This is a genomic window from Staphylococcus caprae (assembly GCF_003966625.1).
Lineage (GTDB): Bacteria > Bacillota > Bacilli > Staphylococcales > Staphylococcaceae > Staphylococcus > Staphylococcus caprae.
In genome coordinates this window covers 1,333,299-1,355,109 of sequence record NZ_AP018587.1, presented here as the reverse complement: position 1 = coordinate 1,355,109, position 21,811 = coordinate 1,333,299, and the positions used below count along the sequence as shown (strand labels likewise).

The following is a 21,811-nucleotide window of genomic DNA, read 5'->3' as shown; positions in this document are numbered from 1 at the left end:
CTAGTCTCTAGTCAATCCGTAAGAATTTAGAATTGCATCTTGTCGACCAAACATTTCTTTTTCGTCATCTTCTGTCATATGATCATACCCTAATAAATGTAAGAATCCATGTAACGCTAAAAATCCTAATTCACGTTCAAAAGAATGGCCATAACTTTCTGCTTGTTCTTGCGCAACATCAGTGCAAATAATTATGTCTCCAAGTACGCGTGGAATTTCTAAGTCATTCATATCTATATCAGGTTCATCTTCTTCTAAAGCAAATGAAATGACATCAGTCACTTTATCTTTATCTCTATAGACTTTATTGATGTTTTGAATTTCATCTTTATCTACGAAGGTAACTGATAGTTCTGCGTCACTTTCTATATTTTCCTGTTTTTTAGCAAAGGTTAATAAAGAATCAATTTGTTCATACCATTCATCTTTGACTAAATCAGTGTGGTCGCTAAAATCTATAGTAAACATTTAATCAACTCCTTCGTAACGATCAATAATTTTACTTACTAGCGGATGTCTCACTACGTCACTTTGGTCTAATTTCATAATACTTATACCATTGACACCGTACAGTTTTTTAATTGCTTCTTTCAAGCCACTCTTCACGCCTTTAGGTAAGTCAATTTGAGTTTGATCCCCAGTAACAACCATTTTAGAACCGAAACCTAAACGTGTTAAGAACATTTTCATTTGAGCGTGCGTTGTATTTTGTGCTTCATCTAAGATGACAAACGCATCATCAAGCGTTCTTCCTCTCATGTAAGCAAGTGGCGCAATTTCAATAATTCCTCTTTCTATAAATCTTTCTGTTTGTTCTCTTCCTAATACAGTATTTAATCCATCATAAAGCGGACGTAAATAAGGATCTACTTTTTCTTTTAAATCACCTGGTAGGAAACCAAGAGATTCTCCAGCTTCAACTGCTGGTCTTGTTAGAACGATACGTTTAACGGTACCTTTACGTAATTGCTTGGCAGCGTAAACAACTGCTAAAAATGTCTTACCGGTACCTGCTGGTCCTATACCAAATACTAAGTCATTTCTTTTCATAGCATTGATATACATTCGTTGACCCATTGTTTTGGCACGAATCGTTTTACCGAATGCATCTTTTGTAATTTCTTCATCGTATAAATCTAAAAGGTGCTGAATCGTGTTATTATCTGCCATTTTAATAGCAGCTTCTACATCTTTAAGTGTAATTGTATTTCCCAATTCTATAACTTTTAATAAATTGGTAAGAACTAATTCTGCTTTTTCTACATGCTCTAACTTTTCACCTTTAACGGCAATTTCTTGTCCTCTAGCATGTATGACGACATCAAAGTTGTCTTCAATAGTTTTAAGATGCTCATCATTATTCCCCATTAAAGCTTGTGATTGATTAATGTCGTCAATTTGAATTATTCCTGGCATAAACGCGCTCCTTTTCAAGTTACGATAGTTAATATTATTGATTACGTAATATATTTAAATGTGTTGAATTCCATATTCATTATATCACGCTTGTTCTACTAATTAATGTGATTATGCTTTAAATCAAAGTTGAAATTTATAACGTTTGATATAACATCTATCTCATTAAAAATTTTACTAAACTCCTACAATTTAGACAAACTAAAAAGAGAGTAAAACTGTACTCATTTGGAAAAATTGAATACAAATCTTACTCTCGTAGTTTTAACTTATAATTAAATAATGATGTTATTAAATTAAATGCGTCATTTAAAGTTGTTTCGGTTTACTTAGAATTTCTGACCATATTAAACCGTTGATGACCTCATCGTTGTCAAATTTGAAAGCTGAATGAGACATACTTCGTTCAACATTTTGAGAATTCAGTAGCTGTTTTAAGCGATAACGTTTTGTTCTTTCTGATAAATATTTATCTTTAATAATATCTCTCGCTTTTTTCTCAATCATTTCTAGTTGCTTTTCTTTTTCTCTATCAATCTCACTACGAACGTTTTTTAAATCCTCAGTTAAACTAGCTTCAAGTTCTTTTCTTAGTTTTTCAGCACTTTCGTCTCTTGATGTTGTGGCAACAGGTTGAGGACTGTTGTTCTCATTGTTATATGGTGTGGGATCTGGTTTAGGATGTGTATGAGTTTGTGACGACGTGGTTGTTTCTTTATATGGTCTATCTTCTTCCTCATCTAAATCTTTATTTATAGGAGGAAGTGTTTCTTCAAAGTCTTTACGCTGTTTCTTTTCAGTTTCACCATTTAATTCATCATTAAGTTCTTTAAAAGTTTTCTCAAATTCTTCAAAGAAACCACCCTTTTTAGGTTGTTGTTCGCCTTGTGATTTTTGAGGTGGTCTCTGATTTTGTCTGTCTTCGTGACTCTTATCACGAATCGCACTAATGGCTGTAACAATTATTGATATTATAAATATTATAATACCGATACTCATCTAATCACCTCATTATATTATTGTTCTGGTGATTCATCATCATTTTGATCAGTACGTTTGTTAATCGCATTTCTCATGCCAGTATCTGCTTCGATATTCTTCAGATTATAATAATCTTTAACTCCGATATTACCTGATCTTAATGCTTCAGCCATAGCTAATGGTACTTCTGATTCTGCTTCAACAACTTTAGCTCTCATTTCTTGTACTCTAGCTTTCATTTCTTGTTCAGATGCTACAGCCATAGCACGACGTTCTTCGGCTTTAGCCTGTGCGATATTCTTATCTGCAAGTGCTTGTTCAGTTTGTAAATCAGCACCAATATTTTTACTAATATCAACATCTGCAATATCGATAGATAATATTTCAAATGCAGTTCCAGAGTCTAACCCTTTACTTAATACAGTTTTAGAGATGTTGTCCGGATTTTCAAGAACTTCAGTATGATGTTCACTTGAACCAATAGTAGAAACGATACCTTCACCAACACGGGCGATAATTGTTTCTTCACCAGCACCACCGACTAATCTAGCAATGTTAGCACGTACCGTGATACGGGCTTTAGCTTTAACTTCGATACCATTCATTGCCACACCTGCGATAAATGGTGTTTCAATCACTTTAGGATTAACAGACATTTGAACAGCTTCAAGCACGTCACGACCTGCTAAATCGATAGCGGCACCACGTTCAAATGGTAAATCTATATCTGCTCGTTGTGCTGCAATATTTGCATCTACTACTCTATCAACGTTACCACCAGCTAAATAATGTGATTCTAATTGATTTGTAGTTAACTTTAAGCCTGCTTTATGTGCTTTAATTAAAGGCGCTATGACCTTTCTTGGTGATACTCTTCTTAGTCGCATACCTACAAGTGTGCCAATACCAACATGAACACCAGCTGCTAATGCAGAAATCCATAATCCTACTGGTACAAATGAAAATAGGATTAATAATGCAACTACGATAATTACAGCAATGATTATAAAACCAATACCAAACATTGAATCGCTCCTTAATATTATTCTATTTCTCTAACAACTACACGTGTACCTTCTACCTCAAGAATTTTTACTTGTCTATTACGTAAAATAAACGTGCCATCTGATACAGCATCTATTCTTTCATCGTCACAAGTGATAATTCCTGCAGGTCTAAGATCGGTAACTGTTCGAGCGGTTTTACCCACGAGATGAGAGCGGTCTTCATGTGAACGATAACCAGCCTCAGAATTTGTTGAATCTTTTAAGATTACTTTATCTAGAAATGGAATTTTTCTTTTGAAGATTTTCACTAATAACACCCACTCTATAATTGATAATATTAATGCAACCACAACATTACCAAGCATGAGTATAATATTATCACCTAGCATAATAATACTTAATGTAATAAGTGTCATACCAATAATGCCAATGACTGCACCAATAATAAACAGCTCTATAATAACTAGTATTACGCCTATTGTAAATAAGAGTACAGATAATACGTTGACATCCCCATTAATAAGGAATCCTAAAAATAGTAATAATAATGCTAATGAAGCAATGATTCCTATGATATTAATACGTTTTGAATATAATTGGTATAGAAAACCTAGGAAGATAATACATGTAAGTATTAGCGAAACGAAAGGTTGAGTTATCAAATGCGCAATATGATCAACCCAATTATTTCCACTAGTAAGTTTCGTTAAAAGCAACGTATGTATTAGATTGGAGTAATTCACTATTTCACCTCACCCTCATTATGATTATACATGAAAACGCCCACATTATATAGCATTTCACTAATATATAAATTGGTAAATTGTAGAAAAGTAATTTAATTTGAAGTAGTTTAATAATATTTGATTAATTTTCTGAAAAATAAAAAGTATAAGAATTGGGAGCTGTCTATTGAAGAGTTTTATAAAAAGTAACATCGAAATAGGAAAAAAGTTTATAAAAAAACCCTAGTTATAAAAACTAGGGCGATATTTATAATTAACATTCGTGTTGAGGGAGTCAACAGAGCTATTAATTATTTGAATTTACGTTTACGTGCAGCTTCTGATTTCTTTTTACGTTTAACGCTTGGTTTTTCGTAAAATTCACGTTTACGTACTTCTTGAATTGTTCCACTTTTTGATACTGAACGTTTAAATCTACGTAAAGCATCTTCTAGTGATTCGTTTTTACGTACTACTGTTTTAGACATCTGTATTTCCCTCCCTCCAAATATCAACGGAACTTTATAGTCGATGCACAGTAAAAACTATGCAACTATTAGTATAATATAACTCAAATTGGTGGTCAATTAGTAAAATTTACATTTTTTAAATATTTAGACAAGTACTTCTTCTTCTGATTTATTCGTTGCATGTTCAACCACGCGGATAGCTTTACCGTCATTTAGTGGATAATCTGCTTTAAGTATTTTTACTTTAACAATTTGTCCAATTAATGATTCGTCACCTTCAAATTGAACTTTCATATAATTATCTGCATATCCAACTAATGTGTTAGGTTTTTCCCCTTGTTCTTCTGGTATCACTTCAAGAACCTCATTTTCAAATTTAGAGGCATACTCTTTAGCAAGTTGATTGCTAAGTGTAATTAATTTATGCACGCGTTCATTTTTAATTCCTTCATCAATTTGGTCATCCATTCGAGCTGCGGGCGTACCAATTCTCGGAGAATAAGGGAATACGTGTAATTCAGAAAATTGATGTTTGACGATGAAGTCGTAAGTTTCTTGGAATTCTTCTTCAGTCTCACCAGGGAAACCTACAATTACATCACTAGTAACAGCTAAATCTGGTAAAGCCTTGTGTAATTCAGTTAATCTTTCTGAAAAGTGTTCCATCGTATATTTACGTCTCATACGTTTTAATACACTGTCAGAACCTGATTGTAACGGTACGTGTAAATGTCTTACTACTTTATTTGAATTTCCAATGACTTCTATCACTTCATCAGTTAATTGACTTGCTTCAATAGATGAAATACGAATTCGTTCTAGGCCATCAATTTCGTCTAAATCTCTTAATAATTGAGCGAGATTATAGTTTTTTAAATCTTGACCATATCCGCCAGTGTGAATACCTGTTAAGACAATTTCTTTGTAGCCTGAGTTCACAAGTTGTGAAGCTTGTTCGACAACCTTTTCAGGATCTCTTGAGCGCATTAAACCACGAGCCCATGGAATAATACAGAACGTACAGAAATTATTGCATCCTTCTTGAATCTTTAATGAAGCTCTAGTTCTATCTGTAAAATAAGGAACTTCAAGTTCTTCGTATGTACGGTTCTTCATAATATTACCTACACCATTGATAGGTTGTCTTTCTTGTTGAAATTGATCTATATAATCAAGTAATTTATGACGGTCTTGTGTTCCTACAACGACATCAACGCCAGGAATTTCCATAATTTCAGCTGAAGAAGTTTGTGCGTAACAACCTGTCACACAGACAACAGCTTCTGGATTTTGTCTAATTGCACGACGAATAATTTGTCTACTTTTCTTATCACCAGTATTGGTTACTGTACAAGTATTGATTACAAATACATCCGCATTTGTTTCAAAATCTACTCTATCATAATCTGCTTCTTTAAATAATTGCCAAATTGCTTCAGTTTCATAGTGGTTTACTTTACAACCTAATGTATGAAATGCAACTGTTGACATAGTCTTCACCCCAATAATTCTTTTTCAAAACTAACTGCACTTAAAGCATATAGAGGCGCAGTTTCTGCCCGTAAAATGCGTGGGCCTAAACCAACAAGTGTACTATGCTCTTGGAATAACGACACTTCTTTATCTGATAGTCCACCTTCAGGCCCAAATATCATTAAAACACGATCTTGTGATTCAAATTGTTTTAAAATATGTTTAAAATGACTTAAATCTCCATGCTTCGCTTGTTCTTCGTATGCAATTAGAACGTAGTCATAATGATTTATCATATCATAAATTGCTTTTAAATTCGACTTAAAATAGATATTGGGAATAGTTAATCTATAACTTTGTTCGGCTGCTTCTTTAATAATCTTTTGCCATCTATCTATTTTTTTAGCTACTTTAGATTCATTTAATTTTACGACTGAGCGATCCATTCCCACGGCGATAAACTCGCTTGCACCCATTTCAGTAGCTTTCTGGATCATCCATTCATATTTATCTGCTTTAATCAAACCGCTACAAATAGTAATATGCTGAGGTAATTCAGTATTAATATCTTGTTTTTCATCTAATCGTAGTTCGATATTATTGTCGTTGATAGAGATAATTTCGCATTTATACACCTTTTTATCTGAAAAGGTAATAATGATATGATTACCTTCTTTATAACGCATTACATGAGTAATGTGATGTACATCTTCCCTATCTTCAATAAAAAAACGCTGATTTTCATCAGCGTTTTGATTAATAAAATACCTTTGCAAATTAATCACTCACTTTCTGACCAACTATACATACCCAACCGTTGTCATGTTCAACAGAAATGATATTAAAGCCAACACGCTTCATTTGAGATTCTATTTCTTCATATTTTTCTTCTATAATACCAGAAGTTATGAAATAACCTTCTTCAACTAAAGTATTATAAGCATCTTCAATCATTTCTTCAATAATGTGAGCAAGAATATTTGCTATAACAATGTTAAATTTTTTATCTTCATCTTGTAATAAATTACCTGGAACTGCTTCAATTGCGTTTTCACAGTGATTCTTCTTGAAATTTTCTTTTGCAACATTTACAGCCATTTCATCAATATCTAATGCTTTAATTCGTTTTACACCAATTAAATGACTTGCGATACTTAATATTCCAGAGCCTGTTCCAACATCTATCACAGAATCTGTAGGCTTGACATATTTTTCAATGGCTTTCAGACACATGCTTGTCGTAGGATGATCTCCAGTACCAAACGCCATGCCTGGATCTAGTTCAATACATAATTCATTATTACTTTCTTTTTCATATGTTTCCCAACTTGGAACTATTGTAAATCGTTCTGAAGCTTTAAATGGATGAAAATAGTTCTTCCATTCATTAGCCCAATCTACTTCAGCGATTTCTTTTTCCGAAAACGTAACTATATTTTTATCTAATTCTGGAAGATTCAGAACTGCGTTTTTAATATTAGTTCTAAGCGTGTCATCAAAAGTGAGTTCATTGAAATACGCTTTTAATCTGACGCCTTGATCAGGATAGTCATCAGGGTTTAATTCATAAATTTCTCCAAATTTATCAGCAGGTTGATTCACTAAATCTTTGGAGTCTTCTATCACAACGCCATTAGAACCATGACTTTCAAGTATGTCTGTTACATCATATTCTACTTCGTGATTGACTACAATTGAGAGTTCCGTCCAATTCATTACTTATTCTCCTTTGAAGAATCGTTTTGCTCTATCTTTAAAATTAGATGGCTGTTCATTCACTTCTTCACCATTAATTTCAGCAAATTCTTTCATGATTTCTTTTTGTCTGTCATTCATTTTAGTTGGAGTAACTACTTTAATATTTACAAATAAGTCACCGTGACCATAGCCATGAACGTTTTTAATACCTTTATCTTTAAGACGGAATTGTTTGCCTGTTTGTGTTCCTGAAGGGATTGTAAGAACAACATTACTTTTTAATGTAGGTATTTTGATTTCGTCGCCTAAAGCAGCTTGAGGGAAACTTACGTTTAAATTATAGTATATGTCGTCTCCATCACGTTCAAACGTATCAGAAGGTTGAACTCTAAACACAACATATAAATCACCATGAGGACCACCGTTAATTCCAGGTGAACCTTCTCCAGCTAATCGAATTTGTTGTTCTGTATCCACACCTTCAGGTACAGTTACTTCTAATTTAACTGTTTTATTTTCAGTTCCTTTACCATGACATGTAGGACATGGTTCTTCAAATTCTTGTCCACTACCTTCACATTTAGGACAAACTTGTTCTGTGCGCACTCTACCTAGGATAGTATTTTGTTCCACAGATACGTGTCCTGCGCCGTTACAGTAACTACAAGTTTTCTTGCTTGTACCTGGTTTAGCACCTTCACCATCACATGTATGACATGTAACGTCTTTACGTATAGATATTTCTTTTTTAGTACCAAACACGGCCTCTTCGAACGTAACGGTCATTGTATATTGTAAATCATCACCTTTACGAGGTGCATTTGGATCTCTTTGTCTTGAACCACCACCGAAGAATGAACTGAAGATATCTTCGAATCCACCTCCGCTAAATCCGCCAAAGTCTGCACCGCCGAAGCCTTGACTGCCAAATCCACCTTGAGGGCCTTCGTGACCAAATTGGTCATAGTTTGCACGTTTATTATCATCACTTAAGACTTCATAAGCTTCGGAGATTTCTTTAAATTTTTCATCTGCGCCTTCTTCTTTATTGATGTCAGGATGATATTTTTTGGATAATTTACGGTAAGCTTTTTTGATTTCGTCCTTAGAAGCGCTTTTACTTACGCCTAAGACCTCATAATAGTCTCTTTTGGCCACAACTATCTCTCCTTTTATACGTTTAACAAGATTAGTTTATCTAATTCACTCTAACTATCCAAATAAAAAGCCAAAGCCAATGTTCAATTGACTTTGACTTTTTTGGCTTAGTTATGAATTAAATTCATTTACTAACTCATCTCAGAATTATTTTTTATCTTCGTCGTCTTTAACTTCTTTGAAATCAGCATCTTCTACAGTGCTATCTTGAGAACCTTGTTCTCCTTGAGCCTGTTGTTGTGCTTGTTGCGCTTGCTCGTATACTTTAGCTGATAACTCTTGAACAACTTTTTCAAGTTCTTCTTTTTTAGATTTGATGTCTTCGATATCTTCGCCTTCAAGCGCAGATTTAAGTGCATCTTTTTTCTCTTCAGCATTTTTCTTATCATCTTCGCCAATATTGTCGCCTAAATCGCTGATAGTTTTTTCAACTTGGAATACTAAGCTATCAGCTTCATTGCGTAAGTCAACTTCTTCACGACGTTTTTTATCTGCTTCAGCATTTTCTTCAGCGTCTTTCACCATACGGTCAATTTCTTCATCAGATAAAGCTGAGCTTGATTGGATAGTGATATTTTGTTCTTTGTTTGTACCTAAATCTTTAGCGGTTACATTAACAATACCGTTTTTATCGATATCGAATGTTACTTCGATTTGAGGTACACCACGTGGAGCTGGTGGAATATCAGTTAATTGGAAACGACCTAATGTTTTGTTGTCAGATGCCATTGGACGTTCACCTTGTAATACGTGGATATCAACTGCTGGTTGATTATCTGCAGCTGTTGAATAAACTTGTGATTTAGATGTTGGAATAGTAGTATTACGTTCGATTAACGTATTCATACGTCCACCCATAATTTCGATACCAAGTGATAATGGTGTAACGTCTAATAATACTACGTCTTTAACATCACCAGTGATAACGCCGCCTTGGATAGCTGCACCCATTGCTACTACTTCATCTGGGTTCACACCTTTATGAGGATCTTTTCCTACTTCTTTTTTAACTGCTTCTTGTACAGCTGGAATACGAGTTGAACCACCAACAAGGATTACTTCATCGATTTCTGAAGTTGATAGACCAGCATCTTTTAATGCTTGACGAGTTGGTTCCATTGTTTTTCTGATTAATGAATCTGCTAATTCTTCAAATTTAGAACGGCTTAGGCTCATTTCTAAGTGTAATGGACCACTTTCACCAGCTGAGATGAATGGTAGTGAAATTTGAGTTTGAGATACGCCAGATAAATCTTTTTTAGCTTTTTCAGCAGCATCTTTTAATCTTTGTAATGCCATTTTGTCTTGAGATAAATCTACGCCATTTTCTTTTTTGAATTCAGAAACTAAATAGTCAATGATAACTTGGTCAAAGTCGTCACCACCAAGTTTGTTATCTCCTGCAGTAGATAGTACTTCGAATACGCCATCGCCTAATTCAAGGATAGATACGTCAAAAGTACCGCCACCTAAGTCGAATACAAGAACTTTTTGATCTTTATCAGTTTTGTCTAAACCATAAGCTAATGCAGCAGCTGTTGGTTCATTAATAATACGTTCCACTTCTAAACCTGCAATTTTACCAGCATCTTTAGTAGCTTGACGTTCAGCGTCGTTAAAGTAAGCTGGCACTGTGATAACTGCTTTATCTACAGTATCACCTAAATAGCTTTCTGCAGTACTTTTTAAGTTTTGTAAAATCATAGCTGAGATTTCTTGAGGTGTATATGATTTACCTTCGATATCTACTTTATAATCTGTACCCATATGACGTTTAATAGATTGAACAGTGTTAGGATTTGTAATTGCTTGACGTTTAGCAACTTCACCTACTTGAGTTTCTCCATTTTTAAACGCAACTACTGAAGGAGTTGTACGTGCACCTTCTGGATTTTGAATTACTTTTGGTTCGTCGCCTTCTAATACAGCAACACAAGAGTTTGTAGTACCTAAGTCGATTCCGATTACTTTACTCATAATAAAATTCCTCCAATTTAATATGTTTTAAATTTACAATGTTTTTTCAATCAACTTATTGATTTACTTTAACCATTGATGGTCTTAATACACGATCCTTAAGTTTATATCCTTTTTGTAATTCTTGAGTGACTTCACCTGATTTGAAATCAGGATTATCATCTTGAACCACTGCTTGATGTAAATTAGGATCAAATTCTTGCCCTTCGGCTTGAATTTCTTCAAGACCATTATCTTTTAAAGCTCTTAGTAAACTTTCGTGTACCATTTGCACACCTTTTTGAAGTGATTTAAAAGATTCATCATCACCTTCAATTTGAAGTGCGCGTTCAATATTATCTATTGACGGAAGAATATCAGTTAAAACACCTTGAGCTTGATAAGTTTTATTAATTTGATTTTCATTTTGAATTCGACGCTTATAATTTTCGAATTCAGCATATAATCTTAAATATTTTTCTTCATTATCATTTGCTAATTTTTCTAATTCTTGAATTTTTTCATCTTTTGGATCAACATCTTCTTGTTGATCTGTTTCTTCAGAATCATCTTGCAATTGATTATCTTTAACTTCATTCTTATCAGTGTGATCTACTGATTCCTCGTTATTTTCAAAAGTTTGATTATCTTCGCTTTCTTTTGAATTAACTTCTTCCTCAGTTTGATTCACTGTATGATCTTTTTCTGTCATTGTCTGACCTCCAATACAACTCTCATTACTACCATATTTGGTTAAGTAATTGAATTACATTTTGATAATGCATAGCAGTTGGTCCTATGACCGCAATTTGACCTTTTAGTGACTCGTCAAAATGATACTGACTTGTCACGATAGAAATATCACTTAAACTTCCATCAATTTCTTTGCCAATACGAACATTGATTTGAGATGTTGATATTTCATCTAATAATTCAGTGATTCGATTTGATTCGATATATTGAAGAATTGGTTGTATAGATGACACGTTTGTTTCATTCAACGCATCAATAAGTTTAACCTTTCCTCCCATATAAATGCTATTACTTTGATTATTAATATGTTGTTCCATCAAATCAATCATTTCGCTTACTAACTTTTTCTCTTCATCTGAATTTACAACCATATGAATATCACGAGATAAATTTTTATGATTCTCATTAAAATGTGTAGTCAAAAAGTTAGCTATTTTATTTAAGTTAAGACGATTCAGTTCTACATGAGTTACAACATGAATGTTCTCAACATGACCTGATGAAAATACCATAATTAAAATAACCAAATGATTGTTAGCTTGAATCAAATGAATATTACTAATAATATCTTGATTGTGATTTGGACGTACAACCAACGTTGCATATTGAGATTGCATTGATAATTCATTTGCAAAATAAGTCAATGCGGTAGAAATATCATAATGATTCTCAATCAATAACTGATTTAAACGTTGAATTTTGTTTTGATTTTGATGAGATGTTTGTTCTAATAAACGATTGACATAATATCTAAAACCTAATTCGGATGGTGTCCTACCTGAAGAGGTATGTGTCTTCTCAATGAAGTTCATATCTTCAAGTTGTTTCATTTCATTTCTAATGGTAGCAGGACTAACATCTAAATTATGTCGATGAATTAAAGTTTTAGAACCAATCGGTTGTCCAAAATCAACATAATCTTCAACAATTGCATTAAGGATGCTTAATTGTCTATTTGTAATCATGTTTTCACCTCATTAGCACTCTTTTATCTCAAGTGCTAATTATAATTTATCAAAAAGGTCAAAGTAAGTCAATGTTAAAGCATTAAAATATCGAAATTTTTAGAGGTTAAGTAAAAATGCCTCGAAAACCTCATTACCAATCACTTTACCACGTTCAGTTAATGAAATGTTTTGTTGTTGTTTTTGTAATAGATTTCTTCCTAATAAATTTTCAATTGTTTGACCAAAAACACTTTCAATCGGTAATCCGAATTTGTATTTAAATCTTTCAGTATTAACGCCTTGGTTCATTCTTAAACCAAGAAACATTTCTTCTTCCATTTTTTCTTCAAAAGTTGGTTCTGTTTGAGTAAGTATAGGTTGTTCATTTTTATTAATAGCATCAATATAATGACGAACAGGATTTAAGTTGGTATATCTTACCCCGTCTACGTAACCACTTGCACCTGCACCAAATCCATAATATTCCTCATTTAGCCAATAAACTTTATTATGAGTGGATTCGTGTCCTATTTTTCCAAAATTGGATATCTCATACTGCTTTAGATTTGATTGTTCTAATCTTTGCATTAAATATTGGTACATTTCAGCACCTAAATCTTCATTTGGAAGTTTAAGATGTCCCTTTCTATACATATTATAAAATTGAGTTTTAGGTTCTAGTATAAGTCCATAACTAGATATATGATCAATATCCATCTTTAGAGCCAATTCCAAACTTTGTTTGAAATCATCCAAAGTTTGTTGTGGTAGGTGGTACATCAAATCAAGACTAATTGATTCAATTCCAACTTTGCGTGCATTATCAACAGCTTTGTATATGTCTTCTGTTTTATGAGTTCTGCCAAGTATTTCTAATAATTCTGGTTTAAATGTTTGCACACCCATTGAAATTCTATTGACGCCATACCTTTTTAAGAGTGCTACCTTTTCATAAGTTAACTCATCTGGATTAGCTTCAAATGAATATTCGCCACTTATCGTAAACGTATTATTAATCGCTTTAAGTAATTTTTCAAGTTGCGTTAAATTTAAAGCAGTAGGCGTTCCTCCGCCTACATACATCGTTTGAAGTTGTCTATTATTATTAACCTGCATTTCTTTAATAAGAGCATCTAAGTATTCATCTACTGGCTGTTTATCTATAAAATACTTATTGAAATCACAATAAGTACAAATTCGTACACAGAAAGGAATATGAATATATGCGCTTGTAACTGTCAAAATTATCCCCCCAATACTGAACATAAAAAAGAGCGGAAGCGAAATCTTGTAGTTAAAATGATTTCATCGCTCCGCTTCGGCAAGGATGATTAGTGCTGAACTAGTGGATAAAAGAAAAATCGGGTTTATTCGATTATCTCATTTTTAGGCACTTTCAATACGTTTTAAAGGCTGAGACTCATGTGTTTATGTCTCAACCTTTGAATTAAAGTTTTATTCATCATCCATTTTAAGCACTGCTAAGAAAGCATCTTGAGGAATTTCAACATTACCTACAGCTTTCATTTTAGCTTTACCGGCTTTTTGTTTTTCTAGTAATTTACGTTTACGGCTAATATCGCCACCATAACATTTTGATAAGACATTTTTACCCATCGATTTAATATTTGTACGAGCAATAATTTTTTGACCGATGGCTGCTTGCACTGGTACTTCGAATTGCTGTCTTGGGATAAGTGTTTTTAATTTTTCTACGAGTGCTTTACCTCTTTCATAAGCAAAGTCTCTATGAACTATGAAACTTAACGCATCAACTTTATCACCATTAAGTAGAATATCCATCTTAACTAAGTTACTTTCTTTATTCTCAATGAATTCATAATCGAAAGAAGCATATCCTTTAGTATTAGATTTTAGTTGATCAAAGAAATCAAATACGACTTCTGATAATGGAATTTCATACACAATATTTACTCGTATATCATCCAGAAAGTCCATATTCACAAATTGACCACGTTTACGTTGACATAATTCCATAACAGCACCGACGTAATCATTAGGAACCATCATTGTAGCTCTAACGAAAGGTTCGTAAATATGTTCGATTTTATCTCTTTCAGGCATTTGGGCTGGATTATCTACAGTAACTTCTGAGCCGTCTTTTAAAATACATTGGTAAATTACTGATGGTGCAGTCGCAATTAATTCAATTCCGAATTCTCTTTCAATTCTTTCTTGAATAATTTCCATGTGTAACATACCTAAGAATCCAGTTCTATAGCCAAAACCAAGAGCTTGTGAAGATTCAGGTTCAAATTCTAATGATGCATCATTAAGTTGAAGTTTTTCCAATGCTTCTCTTAAATCATTATAATCTTTATTATCTATTGGGAATAATCCGCAATAAACCATTGGATTCATCTTTTTATAGCCTTTAAGTGGCTTGTCAGCTGGTCGATGAGCTAATGTGATTGTATCACCAACACGTGAATCATCTACATTTTTAATGCTGGCGATAATATAACCAACATCACCTACTGTTAATTCATCAACAGGTAACTGTTTAGGTGTATTGATACCCACTTCAGTTACTTCGAATTCTTTACCAGTCGCCATCATTTTAATTTTATCTCCAGCTTTGACTACACCATCTATAATTCTGATAGAAGATATAACGCCTCTATATGGATCATACTCTGAATCAAATATGAGGGCTTTTAATGGTGCTTCTGGATCTCCATCTGGAGCTGGTACGACTTCGACTATTTTTTCTAATATATCTTCAATACCAATATTTGATTTGGCACTAGCTAAAACAACATCGTCTTGATCTAAGCCGATAACATCTTCTAATTCTTGTTTTACTCTTTCAGGTTCTGCTGCTGGTAAATCAATTTTATTCACCACAGGTAATAATTCTAAATCATTATCTAACGCTAAATAAACATTAGCTAAGGTTTGTGCTTCGATTCCTTGAGCCGCATCGACGACAAGAATAGCACCTTCACATGCTGCCAAAGAACGTGACACTTCATATGTAAAATCTACATGTCCTGGTGTATCAATAAGATGGAAAGTATAAGTTTGACCATCTTTAGCGTCGTATTTTAAACGAACAGCATTCAATTTAATTGTTATTCCACGTTCTCTCTCTAAATCCATAGAATCAAGTAATTGATCTTGCATTTCGCGTGTTTCGACTGATTTAGTATTTTCTAAGATTCTATCAGCTAATGTCGATTTCCCGTGGTCAATATGTGCGATGATAGAGAAATTTCTTATATTTTCTCTTCTATTATAGCGTTCTTGCTTATCCATCTTATCCTACTCACTTTCATAAAAATAACCCGATTTATGTATACATCTTTGATATGATAACGTTTTTAAAGTTTAAATGCAAATGAACTTAAAGGAAGTTATTGAGGTTGAGACATTAATAACATTTTCATTATTCCTAAGAAAACTTCATTCTATGTCATTACAATGGTTTCTATCCAGAATAAACCCCTTTATTCCAGTATCATTTGAGTTCTAACAATTTTAATTATATAGAGTTAATGGTCACTTTCCAATAGTTAAAGACTTTAAACTATATTCACAATACTGATAAATAAATGATTGCACAAAGATTAGACATTTGATAAAATATTTCTTGTTGTAATCAAATAAATTTTGATAAGTTAAGTTCACTTTTAGGAGGTGACAGAAATGCCAAACATTAAATCTGCAGTTAAACGTGTGAGAACAACTGAAACAGCTGAAGCACGTAATATCTCTAAAAAGAATGCTATGCGTACAGCAGTTAAACGCGCGAAAACAGCTATCTCAACTGATGCTGAAAACAAAAATGAATTATTAAATTTTGCGATTAAACAAGTTGATAAAGCTGCTCAAAGCAACTTAATCCACTCAAACAAAGCTGATCGTATTAAATCAAAACTTATGACAGCTAATAAATAATTCTACTTATTAAAAAGATCAAGCGCTGAGCTTGATCTTTTTTATTTTAAAGAGACAAGATAAATAGTTCTAAAATAAGCTGCTTATCCATGTATGAAGATTTTAATTTATAATCAGTTTCTGCACATGAATCAATAATATTTAATAAATCATTTAATTGATAATTCCGAGCTTGATTTAAAGCTAATTTCACCCTATAAGGATGCGCATTAACTGTTTTAGCTATTTGCTGACCACTGTATCCCTTTTGACCCAATATTTTACATTGATAATACAATCTGTAGTTGCTTGTTATTAATGCTAAAAGTTTAATAGGTTCTTCTTTCATTGTTATTAAATCATTCACTAACTGTACTGCTTTATTTTTTCTGCCTTTTTGAATAAATTCAGTTAATAAAAACACATTTTGTTCTAAGCTTCTATTAATAATTTGATTGACATCATCTTTATTTATTGTAGGTCTATCCCCTAAGAAGAGCATTAATTTTTCAAGTTCTTGAGAGACAATATTAAAATTAATGCCAGTGAGCTCAATAAAGAGATTTAATGCATCTTGTTTTATATCTTTATAATTCTCATTTAATTTGCGCTGAATCCATTTTTTTATTTCTTCTTCAGACATCTGTTCTACTTTTTTTAATTGAGCATATTTTTTAAGCGATTTCGTTAGTTTTTTACGTTCATCTAATTTATTTTGATAAACTTCAAAGATAATTAAGTTTTCGCCATCATACTTTTCAATAAACTCCATGAGTTGTTCAGCACTATGATTGAGTTCTTTAGTTACTTTTTCGCCAGTAAACACATAGGCATTTTTTACTACAATAGCCTTTTTATCTGAGAAAAAGGGCATCGTTAATGTTTCTTCTATTATAGGCGTCAAGTCGTTTTCATACATATTAAATTTCACAAAGTTGAAATCATCTTTGTCTTGTCCAAGATATTGATTGACTATTTCAGAACTTTTCTTCTCGACAAGTTCAGGCACTTCACCGTATATAGCCACAATATTATCGCTCATAAGTACACCCTTCCTCTATTTCTCATACCTGTAAATTATATCATTTTATTGCGTTACTTCTCTAGCATTAGTTGATTGACGTTGATATATACGTTGAATCTTCGTTTTTATGTCATCTAAATTAATACTTAGTTCCCCATTATCCTGTGTATCATAAACTTCGCTTCCATTCTCTTTTAAACGAGATATAACATCATCATTGGGAAGATGATATTTATTATGCTTGCCACTTGAAATTAAACTTATTTTGGGTTGTATGTTTTTAACAAATTCTTCAGAACTGCTTGTTCTACTACCGTGATGTCCTACTTTTAATATATCTATTTTTGGCAATTTGTAATTTTGTAAAAGAATTGATTCATTGTTCTTAGTCGCATCCCCCATTAATAGAATATTTTTATTACGGTATTGGATGAGTATGATAATGGATTGTTCATTTTTATCTGAACTGGCGGGTATAAATGTATTGAAAAATTTTAATTTAGTTACTTCAAAATTAATTTGAGAAATATTTTTAACCTCATGTATTTTAATATTCTTCATCTTGCCTTCCTTTATAATATATTTTAATAAATCATTTGGAAAACCATCACTATTCAATATAATGTTTTTAATTTTTAAGTGTTCAAATAGATATGGTAATTCTCCCATATGATCTGCATGTGGATGCGTTAAGATTAGATAATCAATCGTAGAAATTCCTTTTCTTTTAAGACTCGGAAGAATTTTAAACTTAGCTATATTATGATGACTAATACTTTTAGATTTGTTTTCATCTCCTTTACCTCCAGTATCTATCATAATCGTTTTATTGTTTCCAGTTTTGAAAAGTATACTATCACCTTGTCCGACATCAAACAGAGTTAATTCAGCATAACTTGGTTTATTAGTAAATGTGAGTAGAGATAATATGATTATAAATACTGATAAGGAAATAAATACCTTTTGATGTACGAATAAATAGTAAACGATAAATATTGATAATATGAATAGCAGTAATTGCTTTTCACTTAAATCAGGGATATACCATTTATAATGGGACAGTTTATAGAATAAATTTAGTAGTAGATCATGAACATTATACAAAAATGCCATATAGCGATTCATGATTTCGAAATGAGAAATTAAATGACTCGTGATGAAAAATAAGATAATAGATGGAAAAAGTAAGAAGCTATAAAATGGAACAAAAAGTAAGTTCGATAGGAAACCAATCCACTGAAATTGATTAAAATGATAGACGCTAATTATGATAGAACCAAATTGTGCTATACATGTTATTGCTAAGAGACTTTTTATAGGTGTTAAATTTTTAAGAAATGGTTGAGCCATTAGAATGAAGAAGCAAATTAAAAATGAAAATTGAAAACCTATGTTATAAATATACCCTGGATAAACAATGTACATAATTATAAAAATTAATGAAAGTAAATTGAGAGAAGATTTTCTAAGAGATTTGGGGAGTAATATTACTAAAATAGCTATTGATATTGCTCTCACAGCGCTAGGAACAAAATCAGTATAAATAGCGTAAATAACTAATACGCATATGGTTAAGATCTTTATGACTAATAAAGGTGTATTAAATCTTACGAGAGATTGATGGATAATTAAAATAATTGTGGCTATATGTGTGCCGCTTATAGCTAATAAATGATATATTCCTATCTCTTTTACTTTTTCCTTATAATCTGGATTGATTAATGTCGTATTGCCAGTAATTAATGCAAGGATTCTATTAGGATATTTCACTCCTGAATGGTATATCTTATTCGAAATGTATTCTTGATGATTATAAATCCATTGAAAATGACCATTAGTTTTACAAGAATTCAAGTTGATAGATGAAATCGTTATAGAAGGATGCTCATTATCAAATTTAAAATCCCCTTTTATGTAGCACGTCTTATTTTTTAAAGATGCGTAAGTTTTAGACATTTTAGTCTTAAAGAAAAATTTATAGTTTTCATTCTTATATATAAGATAGCCAGTAGTATACTTTTGTTTATTTTCTAATGATTTAAAAGTTACGTCATTTCGAACCATAGGATGGTTTCTAAGATAATTTTGCGATTTGGTTTCCTTTTGAGTATAAGAATAAATAATAAAATATGAAAGTATGGAAGAAGCAAACATTAATATAATAAGAGGGAGTTTGAAGTTCTTAATCGTCGCAAGTATGAACGCCAATAGAAATAGTGAGGTAGAGATAACTTTGAAATTCATCCAAAGTATCCCTACTAAAAATGAAAGTGCTATGTATATCATTGATTAACCTTGCGTAAGGTATTGTGCTACGTATTCTGGAGAGAATGGTATTCTTTTATATTCAATACCTGATTGTTGAAGTAGTTTAATAGCGTAGTCATGATTGTGATAATCTTCTGCATAATATATCGTCTTAATGCCAGCTTGTATAATTGACTTTGTGCAATTTAAACAAGGGAAATGAGTCACGTAAATTGTAGCGCCTTCTGTTGAAACACCTTGTTTAGCGCATTGTAGTAGTGCATTCATTTCTGCATGTATTGTTCTAATACAATGACCATCTTCAATAAGGCAACCTTCATCAATGCAATGAACTTCCCCTGCTACTGATCCGTTGTAACCACCAGCAATAATTCTATTATCTTTGACAATTGTAGCTCCAACAGAGAGTCTTTGACATGTTGATCTCAAAGCTAATAAATGACTTTGAGCCATAAAATATTCTTCCCATTTAATTCTTTCCATGTGTAGTTGCCTCCTTATGTAGAAAAACAATTAATATTTATAGCTTAATCATTTAAGGCAATAAATGCAATAATGAATCAAAGCTAAATAGTAAAGTATTCTTTTAATTTTTCGAACGTTTTCTCGCCAAACCCTTTAATCTTTTTTAAATCATCTATTTTATCAAATCTACCGTTTTGTTCTCGATAGTTTATAATTTCTTTAGCTTTTGTTGGTCCAATACCTGGGACTCCTTTAAGTTCTGATTCAGTCGCATTATTAAGATTGACTTGTTTATTTTCACTATTTTGATTCGAAGTTATTGGAGAATTATTATTTCTAATAGTATGAGGTGGCTCTCCTTTTGTGGGCACATATATTAACTTTTGGTCTATTAATTTTTCTGATAGATTAATTTGGGAAACGTCTGCATTTTTAGAAAGTTTTGCCTTATTCAAAGCGTCAATGACTCGTTCAGTCGATAGCATTTGATATACATTAGGATGCTCGACAGCCCCTTTAATATCAACATAAACTTTTTCCATACTGTTTTCTTTATTACTCATATTCTTATTATTTGTATTAGCTTTAGTATGAGATTGATTGTTTTTAATCTCATTTGAATCTAGATGATGATCTTTTGGAAACTCATTCATTTCATTATTCTCATTATGAGATTCATCTTTGTTAGTCAAAGTAAGAATCGCGATAATGATTCCGACAACCCCTAATATAAAATATCTTTTCCATCTTAAAATAAAGTCGATATACTTTTTATCTATATTAAACAAAAAATCACTCCTTCATACTTATCAACGTACGAACGAGTGATTTTACTTCTTAATGTTAATATTTATTTTTTAACAACGAAAAATAATCGATCAGCATCTTCTTCATGTTTCTCTAGATTGAAATCTGTGAAAGTTTCAATTTTTGTAAAACCTATCTCTTTTAATAGTGATTTATAAGTTTCTTCTTCATAGGTTCTTTGGTAATGCGATTCATCGAAACGTCGATAACTACCATCTTTCTCAAGAATAAAGAATGACATTTCATGATAAACACTCAATGGTTCATCACCACGAATAGCTTCCCATCCTAAGAAAACATCATCAGTTTCATCAATATAGCTTTGATTATTAAACAATGTATTCATCTTGTGAACCGTATGCACATCAAAAAGAAACACACCATCATTAGTTAAATGCTGGTATACTGATTTGAATGTATTTCTGACATCATCAATTGTAGATAAATAATTCAGTGAATCACAAAATATTGTAATAACATTAAACTTTTGGTTCAAATTAAAATCTGTCATATCTCCTTCTAACCATCTAACATTGTTAGATTTCTCGTTAGCAATCGTCAACATATCAATACTTAAATCCATTCCAGTTATATGTCCTAATGTGACTAATCGATGTGTTAAACTACCGGTGCCACAACCTAAATCTAGAATTTCATTAATTTGTTGCTTTGAAAAGGATTCAACAATATTGAACCATTCATCATACGGTTGGTCCTGTGTGAGTTGGTCATATACCAAACTCATATCTTCATACTGAGACAT

The 21,811-nt window shown here is 32.2% G+C and carries 21 protein-coding genes; 1 reads left to right on the top strand and 20 read right to left on the bottom strand.

The window, feature by feature from the left end:
* The 15 genes from ybeY to lepA form a co-directional block, all read right to left on the bottom strand.
* On the bottom strand, positions 1-468 hold the full coding sequence (ybeY, locus tag JMUB898_RS06545) for an rRNA maturation RNase YbeY (protein ID WP_002443144.1): 468 nt from the start codon (positions 466-468) through the stop codon (positions 1-3).
* Positions 469-1,416: a PhoH family protein gene (locus tag JMUB898_RS06540; protein ID WP_002443146.1), complete on the bottom strand. Its 948-nt coding sequence runs from the start codon at positions 1,414-1,416 to the stop codon at positions 469-471.
* Positions 1,417-1,725: 309 nt separating this feature from the next.
* On the bottom strand, positions 1,726-2,415 hold the full coding sequence (locus JMUB898_RS06535) for a hypothetical protein (protein WP_002443148.1): 690 nt from the start codon (positions 2,413-2,415) through the stop codon (positions 1,726-1,728).
* A 17-nt stretch (positions 2,416-2,432) separates the two neighbouring features.
* On the bottom strand, positions 2,433-3,422 hold the full coding sequence (floA, locus tag JMUB898_RS06530; protein ID WP_002443149.1) for a flotillin-like protein FloA: 990 nt from the start codon (positions 3,420-3,422) through the stop codon (positions 2,433-2,435).
* Between the two features lie 17 nt (positions 3,423-3,439).
* Entirely contained in the window at positions 3,440-4,120 is a 681-nt protein-coding gene (locus tag JMUB898_RS06525) for an NfeD family protein (RefSeq protein WP_241159034.1), read from the bottom strand.
* 320 nt (positions 4,121-4,440) lie between these two features.
* Positions 4,441-4,617: a 30S ribosomal protein S21 gene (rpsU, locus tag JMUB898_RS06520; RefSeq protein ID WP_000048060.1), complete on the bottom strand. Its 177-nt coding sequence runs from the start codon at positions 4,615-4,617 to the stop codon at positions 4,441-4,443.
* 126 nt (positions 4,618-4,743) lie between these two features.
* Positions 4,744-6,090, bottom strand: a complete 1,347-nt coding sequence (mtaB, locus tag JMUB898_RS06515) for a tRNA (N(6)-L-threonylcarbamoyladenosine(37)-C(2))-methylthiotransferase MtaB (protein ID WP_037541481.1) — start codon at positions 6,088-6,090, stop codon at positions 4,744-4,746.
* Positions 6,091-6,095: 5 nt separating this feature from the next.
* Positions 6,096-6,848, bottom strand: coding sequence for a 16S rRNA (uracil(1498)-N(3))-methyltransferase (locus JMUB898_RS06510; RefSeq protein WP_044466729.1), 753 nt, complete (start codon positions 6,846-6,848; stop codon positions 6,096-6,098).
* A gap of 1 nt (position 6,849) precedes the next feature.
* Complete coding sequence (prmA, locus tag JMUB898_RS06505) at positions 6,850-7,788, bottom strand: 50S ribosomal protein L11 methyltransferase (protein ID WP_002443157.1); 939 nt, start codon at positions 7,786-7,788, stop codon at positions 6,850-6,852.
* Between the two features lie 3 nt (positions 7,789-7,791).
* Positions 7,792-8,928, bottom strand: coding sequence for a molecular chaperone DnaJ (dnaJ, locus tag JMUB898_RS06500; protein WP_002443159.1), 1,137 nt, complete (start codon positions 8,926-8,928; stop codon positions 7,792-7,794).
* A gap of 147 nt (positions 8,929-9,075) precedes the next feature.
* Positions 9,076-10,905, bottom strand: a complete 1,830-nt coding sequence (gene dnaK, locus JMUB898_RS06495; protein WP_002443161.1) for a molecular chaperone DnaK — start codon at positions 10,903-10,905, stop codon at positions 9,076-9,078.
* 55 nt (positions 10,906-10,960) lie between these two features.
* On the bottom strand, positions 10,961-11,596 hold the full coding sequence (gene grpE / locus JMUB898_RS06490; protein WP_002443163.1) for a nucleotide exchange factor GrpE: 636 nt from the start codon (positions 11,594-11,596) through the stop codon (positions 10,961-10,963).
* Between the two features lie 28 nt (positions 11,597-11,624).
* Positions 11,625-12,602: a heat-inducible transcriptional repressor HrcA gene (gene hrcA, locus JMUB898_RS06485; protein ID WP_002443165.1), complete on the bottom strand. Its 978-nt coding sequence runs from the start codon at positions 12,600-12,602 to the stop codon at positions 11,625-11,627.
* A 99-nt stretch (positions 12,603-12,701) separates the two neighbouring features.
* Positions 12,702-13,826 (bottom strand): radical SAM family heme chaperone HemW, encoded by a 1,125-nt coding sequence (gene hemW, locus JMUB898_RS06480; protein ID WP_037541483.1) that lies wholly within the window; start codon positions 13,824-13,826, stop codon positions 12,702-12,704.
* Between the two features lie 213 nt (positions 13,827-14,039).
* Complete coding sequence (gene lepA, locus JMUB898_RS06475; protein ID WP_002443170.1) at positions 14,040-15,863, bottom strand: translation elongation factor 4; 1,824 nt, start codon at positions 15,861-15,863, stop codon at positions 14,040-14,042.
* Between the two features lie 390 nt (positions 15,864-16,253).
* Between lepA and rpsT the strand changes: the two genes are divergently transcribed.
* Positions 16,254-16,505, top strand: a complete 252-nt coding sequence (rpsT, locus tag JMUB898_RS06470; RefSeq protein WP_002443172.1) for a 30S ribosomal protein S20 — start codon at positions 16,254-16,256, stop codon at positions 16,503-16,505.
* A gap of 46 nt (positions 16,506-16,551) precedes the next feature.
* Here the strand turns inward: rpsT and holA are convergent, their stop codons facing one another.
* The 5 genes from holA to JMUB898_RS06445 all read right to left on the bottom strand — a co-directional run bounded on the left by holA (position 16,552) and on the right by JMUB898_RS06445 (position 21,811).
* Entirely contained in the window at positions 16,552-17,526 is a 975-nt protein-coding gene (holA, locus tag JMUB898_RS06465) for a DNA polymerase III subunit delta (RefSeq protein WP_002443173.1), read from the bottom strand.
* A gap of 45 nt (positions 17,527-17,571) precedes the next feature.
* Complete coding sequence (locus JMUB898_RS06460) at positions 17,572-19,794, bottom strand: DNA internalization-related competence protein ComEC/Rec2 (RefSeq protein ID WP_002443175.1); 2,223 nt, start codon at positions 19,792-19,794, stop codon at positions 17,572-17,574.
* A gap of 3 nt (positions 19,795-19,797) precedes the next feature.
* Positions 19,798-20,259 (bottom strand): ComE operon protein 2, encoded by a 462-nt coding sequence (locus JMUB898_RS06455; RefSeq protein WP_002443177.1) that lies wholly within the window; start codon positions 20,257-20,259, stop codon positions 19,798-19,800.
* A gap of 83 nt (positions 20,260-20,342) precedes the next feature.
* The gene (locus tag JMUB898_RS06450; protein WP_002443179.1) at positions 20,343-21,029 is read right to left on the bottom strand and encodes a helix-hairpin-helix domain-containing protein; all 687 of its coding nucleotides are present in this window, start codon (positions 21,027-21,029) and stop codon (positions 20,343-20,345) included.
* A 62-nt stretch (positions 21,030-21,091) separates the two neighbouring features.
* Entirely contained in the window at positions 21,092-21,811 is a 720-nt protein-coding gene (locus tag JMUB898_RS06445; RefSeq protein ID WP_002443181.1) for a class I SAM-dependent DNA methyltransferase, read from the bottom strand.